This is a genomic window from Moorena producens PAL-8-15-08-1 (assembly GCF_001767235.1).
Lineage (GTDB): Bacteria > Cyanobacteriota > Cyanobacteriia > Cyanobacteriales > Coleofasciculaceae > Moorena > Moorena producens_A.
Map to the genome: position 1 here is coordinate 7,963,949 of NZ_CP017599.1, position 19,716 is coordinate 7,983,664.

14 protein-coding genes and 1 pseudogene are annotated in these 19,716 nt (G+C 41.8%); 4 read left to right on the forward strand and 11 right to left on the reverse strand.

Annotated features, from left to right (window positions below; genetic code table 11):
• Positions 1-236 precede the first annotated feature (236 nt).
• Genes BJP34_RS29100 through BJP34_RS29115 form a run of 4 tightly spaced genes read right to left on the reverse strand, consistent with a single transcriptional unit; the run spans position 237 to position 10,239 of the window.
• Entirely contained in the window at positions 237-1,565 is a 1,329-nt protein-coding gene (locus BJP34_RS29100; RefSeq protein ID WP_293075230.1) for a hydroxymethylglutaryl-CoA synthase family protein, read from the reverse strand.
• Complete coding sequence (locus BJP34_RS29105) at positions 1,501-2,727, reverse strand: beta-ketoacyl synthase N-terminal-like domain-containing protein (protein WP_070395353.1); 1,227 nt, start codon at positions 2,725-2,727, stop codon at positions 1,501-1,503. The genes BJP34_RS29100 and BJP34_RS29105 overlap by 65 nt, the downstream gene beginning before the upstream one ends.
• 51 nt (positions 2,728-2,778) lie before the next feature.
• Positions 2,779-3,018, reverse strand: a complete 240-nt coding sequence (locus BJP34_RS29110) for an acyl carrier protein (RefSeq protein WP_070395354.1) — start codon at positions 3,016-3,018, stop codon at positions 2,779-2,781.
• Positions 3,019-3,036: 18 nt separating this feature from the next.
• Entirely contained in the window at positions 3,037-10,239 is a 7,203-nt protein-coding gene (locus BJP34_RS29115; protein WP_070395355.1) for a type I polyketide synthase, read from the reverse strand.
• Positions 10,240-10,714: 475 nt separating this feature from the next.
• Between BJP34_RS29115 and BJP34_RS46760 the strand changes: the two genes are divergently transcribed.
• Together BJP34_RS46760 and BJP34_RS49630 are read left to right on the forward strand one after the other, a co-directional pair.
• The gene (locus tag BJP34_RS46760) at positions 10,715-11,440 is read left to right on the forward strand and encodes an ISAs1 family transposase (protein WP_202972037.1); all 726 of its coding nucleotides are present in this window, start codon (positions 10,715-10,717) and stop codon (positions 11,438-11,440) included.
• Positions 11,418-11,798, forward strand: coding sequence for an ISAs1 family transposase (locus BJP34_RS49630; protein WP_324611098.1), 381 nt, complete (start codon positions 11,418-11,420; stop codon positions 11,796-11,798). The genes BJP34_RS46760 and BJP34_RS49630 overlap by 23 nt, the downstream gene beginning before the upstream one ends.
• A 557-nt stretch (positions 11,799-12,355) precedes the next feature.
• Here BJP34_RS49630 and BJP34_RS41240 read toward each other — a convergent pair.
• The 3 genes and pseudogenes from BJP34_RS41240 to BJP34_RS29130 form a co-directional block, all read right to left on the reverse strand.
• On the reverse strand, positions 12,356-12,490 hold the full coding sequence (locus BJP34_RS41240; protein ID WP_158517531.1) for a hypothetical protein: 135 nt from the start codon (positions 12,488-12,490) through the stop codon (positions 12,356-12,358).
• Positions 12,483-13,061, reverse strand: coding sequence for an AMP-binding protein (locus BJP34_RS29125; RefSeq protein WP_070395356.1), 579 nt, complete (start codon positions 13,059-13,061; stop codon positions 12,483-12,485). Before BJP34_RS29125 ends, BJP34_RS41240 begins: the two co-directional genes overlap by 8 nt.
• Before the next feature lie 535 nt (positions 13,062-13,596).
• Positions 13,597-14,789, reverse strand: a pseudogene (locus tag BJP34_RS29130) (IS4 family transposase).
• 296 nt (positions 14,790-15,085) lie between these two features.
• Between BJP34_RS29130 and BJP34_RS29135 the strand changes: the two are divergent.
• Both BJP34_RS29135 and BJP34_RS29140 read left to right on the forward strand, forming a co-directional pair.
• Positions 15,086-15,322, forward strand: a complete 237-nt coding sequence (locus BJP34_RS29135) for a hypothetical protein (protein ID WP_070395358.1) — start codon at positions 15,086-15,088, stop codon at positions 15,320-15,322.
• Between the two features lie 487 nt (positions 15,323-15,809).
• A complete protein-coding gene (locus BJP34_RS29140) occupies positions 15,810-16,025 on the forward strand; it encodes a transposase DNA-binding-containing protein (protein WP_070395359.1) in 216 nt (71 codons plus the stop codon).
• Positions 16,026-16,270: 245 nt separating this feature from the next.
• On the opposite strand, the gene BJP34_RS29145 is transcribed toward BJP34_RS29140, so the two are convergent.
• The 4 genes from BJP34_RS29145 to BJP34_RS29150 form a co-directional block, all read right to left on the reverse strand.
• The gene (locus BJP34_RS29145) at positions 16,271-16,666 is read right to left on the reverse strand and encodes a DDE transposase family protein (RefSeq protein ID WP_070395360.1); all 396 of its coding nucleotides are present in this window, start codon (positions 16,664-16,666) and stop codon (positions 16,271-16,273) included.
• Between the two features lie 30 nt (positions 16,667-16,696).
• A complete protein-coding gene (locus BJP34_RS44760; protein WP_158517532.1) occupies positions 16,697-16,840 on the reverse strand; it encodes a hypothetical protein in 144 nt (47 codons plus the stop codon).
• 56 nt (positions 16,841-16,896) lie between these two features.
• A complete protein-coding gene (locus BJP34_RS37735) occupies positions 16,897-17,073 on the reverse strand; it encodes a transposase family protein (RefSeq protein ID WP_083305405.1) in 177 nt (58 codons plus the stop codon).
• Between the two features lie 171 nt (positions 17,074-17,244).
• Positions 17,245-19,662, reverse strand: a complete 2,418-nt coding sequence (locus BJP34_RS29150) for a sucrose synthase (RefSeq protein ID WP_070395361.1) — start codon at positions 19,660-19,662, stop codon at positions 17,245-17,247.
• Positions 19,663-19,716: the final 54 nt, after the last annotated feature.

Genomic DNA, 19,716 nt, shown 5'->3' on the forward strand with positions numbered 1-19,716 from the left:
TTGTCAACCTGGAGCATCTTTTTTTTCAGCTATTAGCTATCAGCTATCAGCTGTCAGCTTTTTTGCTCCTATCCCCTGTTCTCTGTTACACAGTATTCATTGTTGCTCATCCAGATAACACACTGATGCAGCTTGGCGTAAATAACCCGTCAGTTTGAGATCAATATAATCCTTACTCTATGGACATTTTGAATGCAAGAATTTTGAATTTTGAATTCCGCGCAGCGGCACCAGAGCTATACCCACTCGTATTTTCGGTGGAATTCCTTGATTGCTTTTAAGACTAATCGACCCTTGCCTGCTATTTTTTTCCAGACTCCGGGGAACAGTTGATAGTCCAAGGTGACATTTCTAGTGCCAAAGGCAACTGCACTACTATGATAGAGTAACTGCTCATATTCTTCCATACTTAAAGAATAGCGGTCTGCTAACTGGGCTGATATACCTTGTTGAGCTTGAATTTGCTTCCCTTCTGGAGTCACAACCCCACTATAAAATTCGGAACAACAACCAGAGCCATAGGAAAACATCCCAATTCTGCGAGGGGTACTGAAGTCTCCATTGTCGATGGTACTGGCTAAGGATAAAAACAAAGTTGCTCCCATAATATTGCCTACCTGTTGGCAGTAGACTAATCCCGGCATTACCCTTCTTTGGAAGTCCGCTTCAATCTCTGCAGGTTTAGCTCTTTTCAACCTACGCATCATATTTCTATGAGCGCCTTTAACCATACCACCAAAAGGGGTATGAAAACTCAAATAATCAAAACTTTCTTGGTAGTCTACCCCTTCTACTCGGTTTTGATAATGTCGGTAGGCATTTTCGCAACAGTCTAGGTAAGAAAGTAAGGATAAGTCGGCATCTCCTGCTTCGGAATCGGGATTAGGTCTACAGGTATCCATGACTTCATAACCATAGTAACCGTTACAGCCCACATCAACTTGAAAAATGTAGGGAGTATCACTGACTAAAAGAGCCACTGCTCCAGCACCACTACTGGGTTCAGCAAAAGACCAATCGTAATTGAGAGCTTCTCCTCCCTCGGCAACGAGAAACCGAGATATATCAGTGGCGATAACTAAGGCTTTGGCTCCAGGAAAGGTTTGGGACAAAATCAAGTTGATTGCCATCTGCAAGCCTGCTGTTCCTGAGTAGCAAGCTTGCTTGAGTTCAAACATGCGGCAGTTACGACTTAAGCCCAAATACTCTTGGATATAGGTGCTCATCGATTTGCCAAAGTCAATGCCTGACTCACTGCAGGTAATCACCATTTCTATGCGCTGCTTGTCAGCATCACTCAAGCGATCGATGATGGGCTTGGCGGCATTAACCGCATAGGAAACGGGATCTTCATAGGGCAGAGAAACCGCTTTCTCTTTCATCATTAGATTGTCAAAGCGGGAGATATCCAACTGACGCGCTTGTGCCAACTTGCGCAGCTCTAATTGGGCTGCACCTCCATATACACTTAGGGCTTCAATGCCAACTTGTTGCATAGCTTTACTCCTTGCCCAGTAATAGAGCTGTATTGATGCCGCCAAAAGCAAAGCTATTGCTGATGGCATAGTTAATTTCCCCTTGAACAGCAGTTTCTTTGACCCAATTTAGGTTATCATCAATGGGGTCAACCAAATTGTGGGTTGGATGACAAAAACTAGAGTTCATTTGTAATAAAGTAGCGATCGCTTCGATAGCTCCAGCGGCAGTTAAACAGTGACCAGTCAAAGATTTAGTTGAATTAAGGAGACAATGGTCAACTCCTGTGGATTTCAGAGCAGATACTTCCGTATTGTCACCAATAGGGGAACTGGTACCATGAGTATTGACATAATCGATTTGCTCTGGTTTTAAGTCTGCCATAGCTAAAGCTGCACTCATGGCTTGTGCTTCTGCTTTTTGGGATGGTTCAGGGCTACGATTGCCAGCTAAATTTAAGCCCCAACCCAGGAGTTTTCCTTGAGAAAGTACTCCTCTTTGTTGAGCGCTGTCAGCTTTTTCTAAGACTATAACTCCACAACCTTCCCCATAAATAAAACCGTCATGGTTATGGTCAAATGGTCTACAGGCAAGCTCTGGACTATCAGCAAAACGTTCGCTACCCATAGCTCCCAAATTCATTAGTCCCTGACATTCATAGGCACAGATATCAAAGAGACTACCAACGACAATACTAATATCAGTCACCCCCGTTAAAATTTGGCGAGATCCATGAATGATAGCGACTGCACCACTAGCAGATGCTCCACCTACGGTATAACCTTCTCCTTGAATTGGAAAGCACTGGGAAAGTAAACCCAAGATATCTGTATCCCAAACTGTCAGTCCATAAGTTGGTCGGATAAATTCTGGACGTGATTGATAACGTTGCCAAGTTTGTTGCTGATGGCGTTGTTGCAGATTGGAGCCACCGATTACTAGACCAATACGTTCTGGCTTGACTGGGGCAGAGGTTAGTTTAGCATCTTCCCAAGCCTGGGCAACAGCGAACATAGCAACTTGTCCACTCCAGGTTGCACTGCGTAACAATCCCCTATGTTGAGGAAATAGGGTTCTGACATCAAGCTCTGGTAGTTCTGCACCAATAAATTTTTTACTAGGGCTTTCCCTTCCTGGTCTTTGCAGATAACCAAATTGAGTTTTACCGGTGAATAGGGCTTCCCGGAAAGATTCAACTTCTTGGGCAATGGGAGTGACAATGCCCATACCAGTTATCTTGATGTCATTCATACACTAATACCAATTCCCGCTCCCTAAACAACAAACAACCAACAACAAATATTACAATTTTGCTGCAAATAAATCAGCAAGTTCTCCAATATTTTTAGCTCCAGCCAGTTCAATACGGGGAATAGTCAAGGATAGGTCTTCCATCACCATCATGATAATTTCTGCCCGATTAACTGAATCGATACCTAAATTTTTTAAGCTATCAGTAGGTTCTAGGGGAGAATCTTCTAATTCTGGTGCTATTTCACGAGTGTATTTTTTAATTATTTTTAGTACTTGTTCTTTGCTCATATTAACTCCAATTTACTCCTAAACTGTAACCTGTTTTTTAATCTGTTGAACCAGTTTGTTTGCTTCCTGGATAGTCAACTCCTTCTTAGCTACTTTATTAAGAATCGCACGTAAGCGCAATTTTGGATCCATCTCCTCTGATGAATTTACAGGTGAACCGTTATTTGGCAAAAATTCTTGGGGATGACCTCCATTGCCCTTACCTTGGAATAATTTGCTACCACCAGTAGCAGCAATTTCCTGGGAAATATATGGTGCCAGCTCTAATAAAGTAGGATAATCATACAACTTGGTGGCTTTGAGGTTTAAGTTGTAGGTTTGATTAATCGTGGTTGTCCATTCCACCCCAACGATGGAGTCTAAGCCTAAATCAACAAATTTCTGGTCTTCGGCAATTTCACTCTCTTCTGTATAGAGTGCTTCGGCTAACTGCTGTTTGAGAACCTGCTTGATTTCTGATAGGTTTACCTGGGGTTGAGGCAATGGTTGTAGGGTTTTCAAAGGCTGCTGACTAACCTGGGGTTTTGTACCCTGACTTGATAAGATTTGGGCGATATATCCAGACAACTCTAATAAAGTAGGATAATCATACAACTTGGTGGCTTTGAGGTTTAAGTTATAGGTCTGATTAATCGTAGTTGTCCATTCTACCCCAACGATGGAGTCTAAGCCTAAATCAACAAATTTTTGGTCTTCGGCAATTTCACTCTCTTCTGTATAGAGTGCTTCGGCTAACTGCTGTTTGAGAACCTGCTTGATTTCTGATAAGTTTACCTGGTTTACCTGGGGTGTCGGCAGTGGTTGTAGAGTTTTTAAAGATTGCTGAGTTTGAGAACTGGAGCTTATCGGTTTTGTACCCTGACTTGCCAAGGTTTGGGCAATATATGCTGCTAGCTCTAATAAAGTAGGATAATCATACAACTTGGTGGCTTTGAGGTTTAAGTTGTAGGTTTGATTAATCGTGGTTGTCCATTCCACTCCAACGATGGAGTCTAAGCCTAAATCAACAAATTTCTGGTCTTCGGCAATTTCACTCTCTTCTGTATAGAGTGCTTCGGCTAACTGCTGTTTGAGAACCTGCTTGATTTCTGATAGGTTTACCTGGTTTACCTGGGGTGTCGGCAGTGGTTGTAAGGTTTTCAAAGGTTGCTGAGTTTGAGAACTGGAGCTTATCGGTTTTGTACCCTGACTTGATAAGATTTGGGCGATATATCCAGACAACTCTAATAAAGTAGGATAATCATACAACTTGGTGGCTTTGAGGTTTAAGTTATAGGTCTGATTAATCGTAGTTGTCCATTCTACCCCAACGATGGAGTCTAAGCCTAAATCAACAAATTTTTGGTCTTCGGCAATTTCACTCTCTTCTGTATAGAGTGCTTCGGCTAACTGCTGTTTGAGAACCTGCTTGATTTCTGATAAGTTTACCTGGTTTACCTGGGGTGTCCGCAGCGGTTGTAAGGTTTTCAAAGGTTGCTGAGTTTGAGGAGCCGAAGAGATGCTTGGTGTTTCCTCAAAACTGATAGCTCCAGCTGCCATCCTTGCTGCTAAGGTTTGTTGCACATGAGGAATGTCTCGTAAGTAGGGAGATTTTAAACCTTTCTGGACGGCACGGGAGACCATCACTAGCACACTATCTTTGTTATAACGAGGTAGGGTTTTGTAATATCTTGAGTGCAATTGAGAGTATTTTGAGAATAAACCCAACCTTTCCTCATCCACCCGCGTGTCATAATCTACTAGTCGAATCACAAAAGCACGACGTAACTTATGTAAGCCAGGTTTTAGGGGAACCGATTGATGTAAGACGTATTTATTGAAGAAAAAGGCATCCCCAAGGTCATACTCGTCTTCTTCATAACCATCTTTAATAGTATAATCGATTACATCTTCGGTAATTTTATTATAAATAGTGTTGGCGTTAGCCACATATTCATTCAAGTCTCCTTGGGATTCATCCCACTTAATATTATTTTTTAAATGTAAGTCAAAAACACTGTAATAGAACTGTCCTGGAAAAATCTTGGTAGATACATATTGCATCCCACCTCGATGTTCTTTAGTTATTTTATCCAAGGGGATCCAGATGGAAGCACCAAAGTCTTCGGTTTTGGTAAAGGAAAACGAACCGACTCCTACATGCCAAGGCAAGCCTTTATGGTTTGGTTCCACCGAAAACAGGGCATTGTGCATGATCATCAAGTTTTTGCCGGTGATGTAATTCAGCAGAGCCAGCTTCTCTTGGATAAAGGAAGAAACAAAATCGTATTTCACCAAGTCATAAGCATGATCATTGGTATCAATATCATCAATCCCTCCCAATTTCAAGGTTACTTTTTCCTTGGATATCTGGCTTTCCTGTTTAGCCTTCTCCAAGGTTTCTTCGATAGTTTTTATCCCAGAAAAGTCAAATAGTTTTTTGACTTGACAGTATCCCTTCTCTTCATACTCTTGTTTGAGTTGTTCAATTTGTTCCCGGTTCATAGTTTTTGGCTCCTTAGTTGGTCCTTGGTTAATCAAAATATCTTGATTTAAGGCGTTGCCTACTGTTTGGCTAATATTTTTCGCTTCAAGATATTGCTGAGTTAGTTGAGCAGGTTCTGCCTGAGTCAGTGGCACTCTTAATTGAGCCAACTCTCTTTTGGCTGGTTGTTGTTTAGTTACTGTAGTTTTGGGGAAAGACAGTAGCGCTGGGTTGGATAATCTCTGTTTTGGTTGCTGTAGTCTTGGCTTTTCCTTCGTTAGTATTTCCTGGGGTGAGGTTAAATTTGGTTCTCCGCATCTCCGTGTCTCTGCATCTCCGCGTCTCCGCGTTCCCGCGTCCCCGCGTCTGCTATGTTTGTACTGTTGCAGATCACTGATCCAATATCTTTTCCTTTGCCAGGGATAGGTTGGTAATACTACCTTTTGGGGAGCAGAATCTTGGTAAAATCCTAACCAGTCAATCTTAACTCCCTGTACATATAACTGCCCCAAACTTTGCAGCATTTGTAACCAGTCTGGCTTACCAGGACGCAAACTTGGCAACCAGATTTTTTTGCTTCCGATGAGGCATTCCCTGCCCATGCCTAGTAGAACTGGTTTCGGACCAATTTCTAAGAAGATACCAATATCTTGTTCTGCTAAAGTCTTGATGCCTGCGACAAACCTTACCGGTTTAACGACATGCTCTACCCAATAGTCAGCGGTAGCAATACTCTTGTCGGCGATGGTTCCTGTGACATTGGATATTATTGGTATCTTTGGTTGATGGTAGGTGATTTGCTTAGCTACTGCGGCAAACTCTGCCAACATTGGTGTCATTAAAGGGGAATGAAAAGCATGGGATACCTGCAGCTGTTTCGTCTTAATCGATTCTGATTCTAGTTTTTTGACAATAGCTTCAATCGCTCCCGCTTCCCCAGAAATTACCACACTTTCGGTTCCATTAATTGCAGCAATTGTCACTTGGTTGGTATGACTAGCTATGGCATCTTTTACCTGAGATTCGGATGCCATGACAGAAACCATCTCTCCACCAGAAGGCAACTGCTGCATTAATTTTCCCCGCAGGGCAATTAATTTTAAGCCATCCTCTAAACTCAAGACTCCAGCTACAGTTGCTGCAACATATTCTCCCACACTGTGACCCATCACCACCTGAGGCTTAATACCCCAAGATTCCCACAATTTGCACAAAGCATACTCTAGGGAAAACAATGTTGGTTGGGTATAGGCCGTTTGGTCTAGTAAAGAGGAGTTTGAGTTTGGTGTATCTTGAGGATAGAGGACTTCTAATAACGGATGTTCCAGATAGGGCCGTAGGAGTTGATCACATTGGTCTAAAACTTGACGGAAGACAGGCTGAGTTTGATACAGTTGTCTTCCCATCTCCACATACTGGGAACCTTGACCAGTAAACAGAAATGCTACTTTGGCTGGACTTCTACTATGGGATAGTTGTCCTGAGAATACCCCACTCTCTTCTTCCCCTGCTTGGTATTGCCCAAGTTTTTTGGTTAATTGTTTTGGGTTAGTGGCAATTATTGCTAGGCGATGGTTAAAGTCAGCTCGTCCACTGTTTGCGGTGTAACATACATCCGCTAGTTCTAATTCGGGATTAGTTTCGAGATGATGCTGATAACTACTGACTAACTCCGAGAGCGCTTGCTCTTTCTTAGCAGACACAGTGAACAAATAAGGTTGCTCCTGCCTCCGTTTCCCCTCCTGGGAGGGGTTAGGGGTGGGTTCTGCCTCCTGCCTTCTGCCCCCTGCCTCCTGCCTTCTGCCTCCTGCCTTCTGCCTCCTGCCTTCTGCCTCCTCAACAATAATGTGAGCATTAGTACCACTAAAACCAAAAGAACTTACCGCTGCAACACGAGTCTCATTTCCCTCATACTGTTCCCATACCTTACCCTCGGTAGGAATCACCCCAGGAATTTCTGCCAAACTTATATAAGGATTCAACTGTTTCCAATGCAAGTGAGGTGGAATATACTGATTTTGCAGCGATAATACTACCTTAATTAATCCTGCAATACCCGCAGCTGCTTCCGTATGACCAATATTGGTTTTGACTGAACCAATCATCAAGGGTCGATCTGAACTACGTTCCTTGCCATAGATTGCTTCTATTGCCTTAATCTCCACCGGATCTCCCAAAGAAGTACCGGTACCATGAGCTTCCACATAAGATATCTGGTTAGCCGACACTCCTGCTACCGACAACGCTCTTTTGAGCACCGCTTCTTGAGCCGATTGATTGGGGGCAGTCAAACCATTGCTGGCACCATCTTGGTTAATTGCTGTACCCCTAACTACTGCTAAAATTCGATCATTGTCTGCGATCGCTTGTTTCAAGGACTTGAGAACGACAACCCCACAACCTTCACTCCGCACATACCCATTGGCAGCAGCATCAAAAGTCTTACAGCGTCCATCTGGTGATAACATCCCAGCTTGAGAGAAACTGATACTCAACTCTGGAGACAACAACAAATTCACCCCTGATGCCAAAGCCAATTGACATTCACCATTGCGTATACTTTGACAAGCTAAATGAACCGCACTCAGAGATGAAGAACAAGCAGTATCTACAGTAATTGATGGTCCATTTAATTGGAAAAAGTAGGATAATCTTCCTGCACCGATAGCAGTAGAACTACCTGTAGCAAAATAGATATTTAAATCTTGCTCTTGATAATATTTGTCCTGTAAGCGTTCGTAATCGTGAAAAGCGATACCCACAAATATACCCGTTTCTGTGCCCGACAGAGATTCCGGATTAATGCCAGCATCTTCTAGTGCCTTCCAATGTTCTTCCAGCAGCAGACGCTGTTGTGGATCCATGTAGAGAGCTTCACGAGCCGAAATGCGGAAAAAATCCGGCTCAAATTTGTCAACTTCAGTTAGGAATCCCCCATAACGATTAGCTATTTTTCCTGGCTGATTTTTCTCAGGATGGTAATATTGCTCAATATCCCAACGAGTTGGAGGTACTTCCGTAATCCCATCAATACCATCATGGAGCAATGACCAATATTGTTGAGGGCTATCGGCATCTCCAGGAAACCGACAAGCCATACCAATAATTGCTACTCCATTTTCTAATTGAGCCGTTGAAAAACCGGAATCAGTTTTTATTGCCTCTGGCTTTGGTAGTACCTCAGAAACTTCCCCGCTTCTCTCTGTTGTCTCCCCTTTAAAATAACTAGCGATCGCGGCAGCAGTTCCATACTTAAAAAATAAATTAGGATCTATTTCCACTCCCAGCTTCTTCTGCAACAAGTATCTCAGTTCCAGCAACTCCAAAGATTCGATGCCCATCTCCATCAGTGCTCGCTGGGCATCAAAAGACTGTTTCTGGTGCATAACTTTACGCACACAGCTAGCCACAACTTCATCTATATCTTCTGTCAGTTTTACCTTAGTCTGCCGATTTTTTTCAACTGTCGCACCCTCAAAACGTTGACGATGTTGAATATCGTAAGATACGAGAACTCCACAAGTCTGGTTTTCCCAATCTTTAGGGCGGTAACCAGGAAGCAGTTTCTCAATTTTAGCCCCATGAATCTGGTGAAATCGCAACAGCGGATCCACTAGTAACCCTGACTCATTTTTCTGGTGGATATATTCTGCCATGGGCATAGGGGAATAGTCTGGATAATTGCGACAAAGAGTTACTGCCACAACTTTTTCGACACCACTTATCTGGGCACAATACTGAAGCATAAATTCCAGCAGTCGATCTCCCAATCCCTGATTTTGCAACTCTGGCAAGATATTTACTGCCAATAATTGTACCACTACTCCTGATTCAGTATGTAATAAAGGGACTTGTGTACAAGTTTTATTATCCAAAAGTTGAGGGTTATCAATTCTTTGGGAATAGATAGCTCCAACAATCTTATCCTCAAGCTCTAAAATAAACTGACCTTGTGGAATTTGAAAAATTCGTCTATAAATTTCTTCATTGTCAACTTGGAGATTTTCTGACCAACACAATGTCTCTAGTGCTATTAAATCACGTAAATCCTCAATTTTAGGATGGCGCAAATTGTAATAATTATTTTCAAAACATTTTAAACTAATACTTTTAATTATTGTCCTTTGCGCTAAGCATTTACCAATATCATTCAAGCATATATAATTATTTTTTTTATTCGATTTTTGGCTGTCTTTTTGGACTTTTATAAAATTTTTATCAGCCCATCCTTTAGCAATAAACAATCTTGATAATTCTTCTCGTATATGAGGAGTCACATTATAGAATAAAGGCTTGTCTTCATCTACTCCTAATAAATTATGCTTGTGAAGCCCTAGCATAATTGGTATTATTAAGACCCCATCTAATAAATCGGCAATTGTTCTATCATTAATATTCCACTGTTGTTGAGAAAGCTCTATCCAATTTTTAATAATACCAGGCTTTTCCTTTCCTAGTAAATAGGATTCTATGGGTAATTTGTATAAATATAATATTTCTTCAGGAATGGACAAGTAAGCTTGACAATTGTCTTTGAGGGAGTATTCATCAGCTTCATTTTTGGATAGCCAACCTAGGGATTGCATCATTCTTAAGGCTACTTGCAGATGACCTGTATTTGCCCCCATAGCTTTAGCTATTTGCTGGTGGGTCATTCTTTTTTGTTTTACTAACTCAAATAATCCTTTTTCTCTACAGGCTAAGATGACAGGAATAGAAACAAAGCCGTGTTCGTAACGATTAATTAACTCTAGCATTTTTTGATATTTATTTATTGGTTTTACTATGAATAGTTGGTTAGTGAGCTTGGCTAGGATTTTTATGGAAATTTACTTAAAATACCATGAAATTTACCATGAAATTGAGGGTTACTACCTATGAATAATTAATAATACATTTACTCTCCCCTGATCTGGCTCTATTTGATTAGATTGTGTGTTTGACTGGGATAACATTATTGTACAGCATAAAGTTTTTTTATGGAGACCTTTAATGTAGTCATTTGAGCTAGTTTTTTACTTTTGATTTTTGATTAGTCCTAAATATGTAATGATATTAGTTGCTACATTCCTTTAATTTTCATAAGGTCAGGGTAATTGCAGCTATTTTGTATAAATTGTACTTGACAAAATAGGTATTTAACATAGTCAGTGATAGGACTAGACAACTCTTCTGGAATGAAGGACACTACAGACAGATGGAATCAGTCCCTTTCACATCCTTTCAATCCTCATGTCAACAGGTTTTGGTGCTCCTAGCATATCCCCTCCTTCGGTTACGCTGAAAAAGCTCAGACTTCGTGTGCTTAAGGAGTTTGAGAGATTGGATGAGCCTCGGGTGAAACGGCAGCCACAGCAAAAACTGGTCGAAATCATAACTATTGCCATCCTGGCCACCCTATCTGGGGCGGATAGCATGGTAGGGATTGAAACCTATGGAAAAGCGAAACGGCAATGGTTAGAGACATTCTTGACATTGCCTCATGGTATTCCCTCACACGATACCTTTTCGAGAGTCTTAGGGTTGATTGACCCCCAGCAGTTGCATGAGTGTTTTTTGAGTTGGGTCGGACATATTACCGACCAGCTGGAGATTAAGCTGATCAACATAGATGGCAAAACAGCCCGTAGCTCCTATGACCGAGAGCATCAACTTAAAGCCTTACATACAGTCAGTGCTTGGGCTTCAGAACACCATCTGGTCTTGGCCCAACAACGGGTAGAGAGCAAGTCGAATGAGATTACAGCCATTCCAGAGCTACTGAATCTATTGGATATTCAGGGTGCGATTATCACCCTAGATGCAATGGGTACTCAGCGCGATCTTGCTGCCCAAATCCGAGACCAAGGTGGGGAGTATATCCTGGCACTCAAAGGGAATCAAGGCAAGCTCCACAAGGCAGTGAAGATATTCTTTAAGGCGGCTGAAAAAAAGCATTGGGAGGGGACCCACGTATAGCTATCACGAGCATACAGAAGCAGGTCATCATCGGACCAACGCATCGACAAGTGTGGGCGGTGCCCATCAGCCAATTGCCCGATTTGCCCAATCCTTCGAAATGGCAGGGCAAAACCCGCGCGTGGTGATGGTCAAACGAGAGCGACGTCTTTGGAATAAAACGACTACAGAGGTGTGTTTCTACATCACCAGCTTAGGTGCAGATGCCAGGGTTTTAGGGAAGGCGATCCGCTCCCACTGGGGGATTGAAAATAGCCGACCTTGGATCTTAGATGTCACCTTTGGCGAAGACCATAGCCGTATTCGCACGCCTTCATGGACCAATGAATATGGGACTGCTGCGACGCAAGTCGGCTGAATTTACTCAAACGAGAACCCTCTAAGCAAAGTATTGCCCAGAAACGCTACCGAGCGGCCATGGATAATGACTTTGTCATAAACCTGTTGCTCAGCAATCATTCCTGTTAGGTTTTGCTAGACCAGCACAGTGAGGACTGCACAACTTCTTAGAGGAAACCACAACAAAGCACATCCCAACCCCATCATGCCGCCAGATTGTTCCGACCCCGTTGGCATGCTCCTTTAACCAACCAAAAATGAGAAATATTGTGGAAAACAAGTCCAATCACTTTAGCTTCGTTGGTTTTCCTGATTTAGATGCGATTGCCCTGTTCATAAGGTAGACTAGAAAAATCATTACTTGTTTCCCATTTTGCCTAGCTGAAAAGAATCTATTGTCACATCTATTTGAGTTTACATCAAACTGTCTCCTTAATTTTTACGGTTTGCTAAGTAGGCCTTGGTAATCCATGGGTACGCTTATCTAACCCAGTAAGGATAACTACGGAGAGATTGCTCCCTACATATTTCATTTTTTCATTGACCAACGCTGTTGGCTAAGTAATTTATTCAATTTTAATATAAATATACATTTCCTATCAGTCCCATGTCGTGGAAAGTCAGCAACCAACCTACTACAATTGTTTGCTGGCTATGTCCTTTGGCTTGCTTAATCATCCGCTGATTGTTTAGCCGATTACCGTTACTCACAATTACTCCCTTGGGTGTCCCGGTAGAGCCGGAAGTTTACTGGATAAAGGCGCTCGCTACTGCTGTCTAGGCTTGGTTCAGACCAGTTCAACCCAAAGTCGCGTAAGCATTTATTGGTAGCAAGCAGGTGCAGCCGAGCCAGATCTGGATGCTGGGCAAAGCGACTGGTTAACTCCGTCAATAGAGATGTGGTAGTTAGGGCAAACCGAGCCTCTGCATCAGATGCGATCGCTAACAACCGAGACAGATTGTGACTGCGTCGGGGTGGTGGATAAGCGGGCACTGCAATTACGCCAGCGTACAAGCACCCAAAGAAGGCAGCAATGAAGTCTATACCTGGTGGATAGACTAGCAAAGCTCGTTCTCCCGTTGCCCCCAGAGACTGCAACTGGCTGGCGATCGCCCTTGAGCGTTTGTCTAATACCTCATAGGTGAGTAGATCAGCTTGTTCTTCCCCTTTTTCTAGGAAGGTATAAGCTATTTGATCAGGCTGAGTTAGGGCTCTATAGCGCAACAACCCTACCAGATTGGAAAACTTCTCGTCAAGGTCTGAACATCTGATATTTTCCAAGTTTCAAGCTCCTTGGTAGATAGCGTTTTTTAACCCTTCCTTGCTCCCTTGCAACAGTTTTTTACTGTTTTAACTTTACTTAGGTGTACTTAGGTTTCTGAGCCTTTATACCCCCACAAAAAATTATACACTATCAGAAATATAGCACAAAAAAACTACCTGTCAACCCTAATCGTAACTAAATTCTGCTTGACCAAAAAATTGGGTTTCAAGCCCCGTCCTTCTAGCTATGCGTTATAATACCCATATTTCTTAACATAATGTAACTTGACAAATTTAATTTTATATGATTGGGATAAAAAAAATTGACGTCCCACGTTCTCGTTCAGTTTGTATAGGGAAAGCCTTTTGCCAAAAAGGAGCGAAAAATCGTGATAAGTAGGTGGGCTTAATTATCCGTAAAATAGCGATTGATATTCAAAATTATGAAAACCTCTTAGATAAAGGCTTTCAGCTGAATTTTCGTATTTTGAGTTTTAACTCTGGGGGGGCGACAAGCGCCCCGTAACCCTTGATATATATTAAATTGAGCGAATTATGGTAAAAAAAGATAGGTCAGAAATTGCTGGGGGGGCGACATGAGAGCTAAAAAGTAGACTGTATAAGCTTCATAGCTCTCATACCTCGTAAATAATTATCGAGCTTATGACGACTTAAACGCATCAAAGCATAAACTAATTCCCAACATTTATCCATAAAATGAATCCATTTTTGAGCATACATTCCAATATAAAAACTGCTATGTCTTTTAGTTAATCGCCCATATTCTTTGACTCTCGCTACATAGTCCTGAACTCCTTTTTTATTAATTATTTCTCCTTTAATTGTGGCAATAAAGTAAGCAAAAGAGATTATAATAAGTAAAGATATAAAGCGTTTACCGACAACATTACTGCCTTCCATATTATATCCACCGCTTTTATAATCTCGGAACATTTCCTCAATATCAAAACGTTTTTTATAAGCTGATATTGCCTCAGACAATTCGCTCATATTTGTTAGGATAAACCAACCTTCTTGGCTTACTGACTTTCGATAACTTTTCTTCCATTTACAGGCAATACTAAATCCTGATACTTGTTTAGTTTTTGTGACTTTAACCTTTTCAAAAAATAACGAAATTCCTGGTTTTAATCCCGAGTTTTTCAGGGAAATCCACCCCTGATTTTTTAATTCAATTTGCTCATTTTTTTTAAGTCTTAAACAAAACTTAAACCCTTGTTTGTCTAGCCATTCAGCCAATTTAACTGAACAAAACTCTCGGTCTCCCAAAATAACAACATGATAGCTATCAAATAGCCCTATAATAGTTGATAGTATTTGTTTTTGCTCTAAAAAATTACTTGAACCAAGTTTTGAAAGAAGTTCAAAATAAATTGGGATTGCTCGGTTTTTATAAATTATACTAACCACCAATAAATTTTTGTTATTCCAATTAGTCCTATCGATGGCTAAATAGATTTTTTTGTGTTTATCAAATTTTTGAGTGAGCCATTCTCTAACAAGTGGAAACCACATTTTTTTTATTTGAAATATTGGTAATGAAAAAAATCTCTGTAACTTTTTACGCCTTGAGTTACATTTAATAGGCAAAGGTAAAGATTCAGCAATTTTTTCGAGTTTAACATCCTTGATATCTTGTACAATGATTACTACAAGGTAAAAAAACAATAATTGAGATTCGGAAAGGAGATTTTTTAAATGTTTTTGATATAATTCTGGTAGCATTTTGAATTGATAGGTCGTCTTGACAATTTCTGCTCAGGGGGTGACAACAAGGCTAAAAACTAGACAGGGTGTAGGGTGTGGGGGGTAGGGGGTGGGGAAAATAGAAGCGATGCAGCGCGGTCTTGGGGGTTTCCCCCATGAGCGACTGCATCAAGACAGGGAATTTGGAGTGATCCCAGGGATAACAATCGCTCCGAAACCTGATTAAACGATCCAATGCCACCTAGCCAGCTCCTGATCTTCCCCTACACCCGTCACCCCACACCCCACACCCTGTAAGGCTTTGTTCGCGTAGCGTGGCCTTTTGGCCAAGGCTGTTTGTCACCCCGTCAGCTTTTGGCCATGGTCGTAAGGTGTCACAAATTAAAACCCGTGGCCAACAAGTTTACCTCAAAGGTTTAGATTTTTCCGTATTTTTATCATGGGTTTGGCTGAAACGAGATGGTAAGAGAGTGCAACGTTTTGTGATTTCAACTAAGGCGATGAAAGGAAAAACGATTGCTCGTTGGGGAAGGCGTATATGGCAAATTTAGGGATTTTTTAAGACGGTTAAACATCGTTTTATTTTACATCGTTTTGGACAAAATACTTTGTTGGGTGTTTATCGTTGGTTGATTTTATATTTGATTTATTATTTATTGGCTTATTGGGTTTATTTACATTTAGAATTTATGGATAATTTAGATTGGTTTCATTGTGCCCGACAGGCACTTATTTTACTTTTTTTTCATGTTTTGTTTATGGGTATTTTGACTCATTTTGATACACTTATACCCTGGTTACATCAGCAAGGTTTTGATTTTTTTATGATGAGGTGCAAGATCTGAGTTTAAGGTTTATTTATGCCCACCTACTTAGTTAGAGGGGATTTTGGGGGAATCATGTTAATTTAGTTGACATTGATCAGGAGATAATTTTGATTATCAGGGTACCCTCGGGTGTGCGTGATAGGGGTAGATATCAGGAAATTGATCCTCTATTCATATTAGAATATGAAAGCAAATGTATAGGAGCAAGCTGATGTCAGGGTGGGCTACAGCCGAATTAAAAAATGCTCAATTGGGAGATGTTAGACGAACCAAAAGATTAATCCTCATCGTAGATAATCTATCTAAAAAACCGTCAGCAACTGTGCCAGAAGCCTGTGGGACTTGGGCAGCCACCAAAGCCACTTATGAGGGAGCATGTCACTTATGCAGCAACATTAGTACTAAGGTAATAGGAACCCACCCCTAACCCCTCCCAGGAGGGCAGGGCTGTTTCATTCTGATTAAAATAGAAGATAATCGGAGATAATTACTCTTAAGTACAAAAACTGAGGATATACTTCAGATTATGGCTCATTGTCAGCCATGCAAAGCGCGAGTGGGGGAAACCACGCCAGTTGCTCATGGTTAGAAGTTACCGTCAGACAGTTGAGCCTTAATCAATAAGTTTTACCCCTTTTCTGCATAGCCTACCAACCATAAAGGCTCAACTGTCTAAGGTTTCGTCTCCGGGGGGAACCCCCAAGACCGCACTGGCTCCCCAAGACCGCGCTGCATCGCTTCGCTGATTGCTGCCTTAATCGAATCAAAGCCATGTGCTCGAAGAAGGGTTAAAACCCAGGTTTTGAGCAAAGATAAGTTTTTTGGAGCAAATCCGGATTTTTGGGGACTAATATCTTCCTTATAAATGACGTCTTTTACCCAATGAAGAGAATTTTCAATCAGCCAATGTCCTCTAATTCCATCCATCAAACGACGAGATTGAGGTGATTTTGAACAAAGATAATAACTAATAGTTTGGAAGGGTTCATTACCGCGAGTTCCACTGCGTTTGAAGTTACCGTAAGGTAGTGGAGCCTTGTCTTGATGCAAAGCCGACACACAGCTCATAAAGTTTTGTTGCGCCTGATTGACCTTTGGTCACGGTACGCGAACGTAGTCAGTAACGGTATTTTTTAGGCTCTTCCATGAGCGCGATACCCATTCATTAGAGGGAATCAAACTATATTGTTGACTCCATTGATTAAACAGAACTTGGAGTTCTTCGTAATCTAAATTAATCATGACTCTTCTGATTGCTGAATAAGAAGGAACACGAGCATGCATGAATTTGAAGTCTACTAAAAAATTGCTGTGCGGTGGCGTTCCACAAATCTACCCAATTGTCGATAACCCCAATAACCACTCATCATCCCCATAATGATAATTAGAAGCACTAGCCATAGAGGATGACGAACACCATGAGGATCTCGGTGATCAGGTATTTCTTTGAGATAGTCGATTAAGCTTTTCTCCATAATTTGGGTATATTATGGGAATTATGCCATTTTTTCGGGCTATTGCTTCACTATACACCTTTTTACTCTATAATGAAACAGCCCTGCTTAATAAGGGGGGTTAGGGGGGATTCCTTTTGCCTTAAAAGGATAAGCAATGTCGCTCACTCCTGATGAGAATTGCTATAAAACCTAAGTACTCTGACTCATATGCTCCTCCAAAAGCTTTTTAGCCCGAGGCTTATAAATCAGATGGAACAGCGCCTCTAGATAACGCAGCATATCCTCCTGGTTGGCCTTAGACGTATAGTTCCAGAAGCCGTAAATCCGTGCTAAGGATAGCAACCGTGTAGTGTGTATTTTCCAGGTATAGGTGCTGTAGACTCGTTCTATGCCCTGATTGGAAATTTCCTCCCAGTACTGGGGATTTTCCTCACACTTAGTCACAAAATCCTGGATTTTATGAGCCATTTCCTCCTGGTTAGTCGGGTTAATCAGGATACCATTGACCTTGTCCTGAATAATCTCTAACGGTCCACCAAATTGGGTACCAAAGGTTGGTAAACCAGAAATCATGGATTCCAAAATTGTTAGACCAAAGGCTTCAAACAGCGCTGGCTGAACAAAAATACCATGACGGTCAGCAATCACCCGATAGACTTCACCAGAGTCACTCTTTGATAAGCGGACCCCTAACCAGCGGATCTTGCCGTAGAGATTATACTCCTCAATAATCTGGTAAAGCTTGACAATTTCTGCCTTTTCTTCGCTGTTGCTGGAGTCTTCAGTGCGCAAGTTACCCGCAATTAAAATCAAGTTACAGCGTTCCTGCAACTTTCGACTCTTACCAAAGCACTCCACTAACCCAGTCAGGTTCTTAATTCGGTCAAGACGAGCCATGGAAAAAATCGGGCGCTTGTTAGGATAATCCAGTTTGCCAAACACCTGGGCCTCGTCATCTAGGCTAAACAGAAATTCATCCAACCGCTTAATATCACTAGCTACTCGCCCTTGAGTGCGGGTGTAGGGGAAGAAGATGGTTTCATTTACTCCCGGTGGCACTACATTAAACTTTGGAGAGAATAACTCAATGCCATTTATCACATGATACAGGTCTGGCATGGTGAAGTTCTGATAAGACTCATACTGACCCACACTATCAGCAGTACCCACAATTTCCTGATAGGTACTGCTGATAATAAAATTAGCCGCATTCATGGCAATTAAATCAGCAGTAAATTGCAGGGAGAAGTGGTATTGCTGTTCTGAGTCTTGCCAATACAGGTTACTAAATAGGTATTTGGACTTTTCTAGGGCATGGGCAATATTGCACTGGGTAACTTTCAACCGTCGCGCCAGCAGGAACGCTACTAGATTACCATCGGAATAGTTTCCTACAATCAGGTCGGGACGACCTTGGAATTCTCCTAGCAGTTCCTTTTCGGCATCGATGGCGTAGGTTTCTAGATACGGCCAAATCTCAAACCGAGAAATCCAATCCTCGGTAACTTTGGGATTGAACTCTCGAAACGGTACCCGTAAAATCCAGGTATTTTCTGTACCGTTAACTTTTTCTAACCGTTCATTACAGCGAGTTCCATCATTGTTGGGAATTAAGCGGGTGAGAATGATCACCTTAGGCTGAATGTTTAATCCCGCCAGAGTCAGGTTTTCTTGCAACTGCTTTTCTAAACTCTTAGCTTGGTCAAGGACATATACCACTTGACCCCCTGTATCTGGACGTCCTAATACCCCTTCTTGTCCAAACCAGCCGTGAACCGATACCAGGACAATCCGGAAAATCATTGGGATGCGGGAGAGGAACTGTTCCAATGCCCCATCATCCGGTTCATCAATCAATTCATCCAGCATTGCCAAGGTTTCCCGCACCCGACTAGCAGTGTTTCCCCAGCCTGCTTCAAAACCCATCTCTTGCAGCTTAAAGCGGAATTTGTCATAGGATTCGCTGTCTGGGCGATCGCTTACAAATTCCAAGGCCAACTTCACCTGCTCTGACAGTTGCTGCTGATTCTGAATGCGCTCGTTAATCAGCAGCTGGTTTCCTTGGAAATGACGTACTTTCAAGAAACCGTACAACGACTCCAACCATTGCTCAGGGTCTTGAAACAGTTTACTGGAGAGATAGCGGTTTAGGAAGCGGACTCCCTTACCAATATTCTTGGGATCGCGAATGACTGGGCTGTAGTCATAAAATGGCTGAAAATCCAGCTGGAGAACCTCCCCGACCTTGGGGTTGTAGCGATTGACAAAGCGATCGCGTATATTCAGCAGTTCCTCTGGTGTAACCTCTTGCGCCCTTAAGTCTTCAAACAGACGGAAAGCTCTTTTAGCCGCAATTTTTGGTCGGATAATCAAGCATAGACTTTCATCTTCCAGAATAATTTCCTGGGTGTAATAAATCAGCTTCCCTAAATGAGAAGAATGATAAAAGTATTCAGATTTTTTGTGGTTAGTGCAGTATTCATTAAAAGCAGCCAGAATTTCGTTGCGCAGTAAATACCTGGGTTCTGCAGTTTTTAACTGGCTGGTAAAGTGACGTAGATCGCTCTTTTCGTCACTTTCGAGAACATCCTGAATTAGGTTGAGCATTGAAACTCCCCAAATACAAGTCAACTATATTGAAACCAACAACCCTATAAAAAA

Coding starts and splice junctions, on each gene's coding strand:
- BJP34_RS46760 (WP_202972037.1), top strand. CDS start 10,715: ATGTCAACAGGTTTTGGTGCTCCTAGCATATCCCCTCCTTCGGTTACG.
- BJP34_RS29105 (WP_070395353.1), bottom strand. CDS start 2,727: ATGAATGACATCAAGATAACTGGTATGGGCATTGTCACTCCCATTGCC.
- BJP34_RS29115 (WP_070395355.1), bottom strand. CDS start 10,239: ATGCTAGAGTTAATTAATCGTTACGAACACGGCTTTGTTTCTATTCCT.
- BJP34_RS29100 (WP_293075230.1), bottom strand. CDS start 1,565: ATGCCATCAGCAATAGCTTTGCTTTTGGCGGCATCAATACAGCTCTAT.
- BJP34_RS44760 (WP_158517532.1), bottom strand. CDS start 16,840: ATGATTAATTTAGATTACGAAGAACTCCAAGTTCTGTTTAATCAATGG.
- BJP34_RS29110 (WP_070395354.1), bottom strand. CDS start 3,018: ATGAGCAAAGAACAAGTACTAAAAATAATTAAAAAATACACTCGTGAA.
- BJP34_RS29145 (WP_070395360.1), bottom strand. CDS start 16,666: ATGAGCTGTGTGTCGGCTTTGCATCAAGACAAGGCTCCACTACCTTAC.
- BJP34_RS29140 (WP_070395359.1), top strand. CDS start 15,810: ATGTCAGGGTGGGCTACAGCCGAATTAAAAAATGCTCAATTGGGAGAT.
- BJP34_RS29150 (WP_070395361.1), bottom strand. CDS start 19,662: ATGCTCAACCTAATTCAGGATGTTCTCGAAAGTGACGAAAAGAGCGAT.
- BJP34_RS37735 (WP_083305405.1), bottom strand. CDS start 17,073: ATGGAGAAAAGCTTAATCGACTATCTCAAAGAAATACCTGATCACCGA.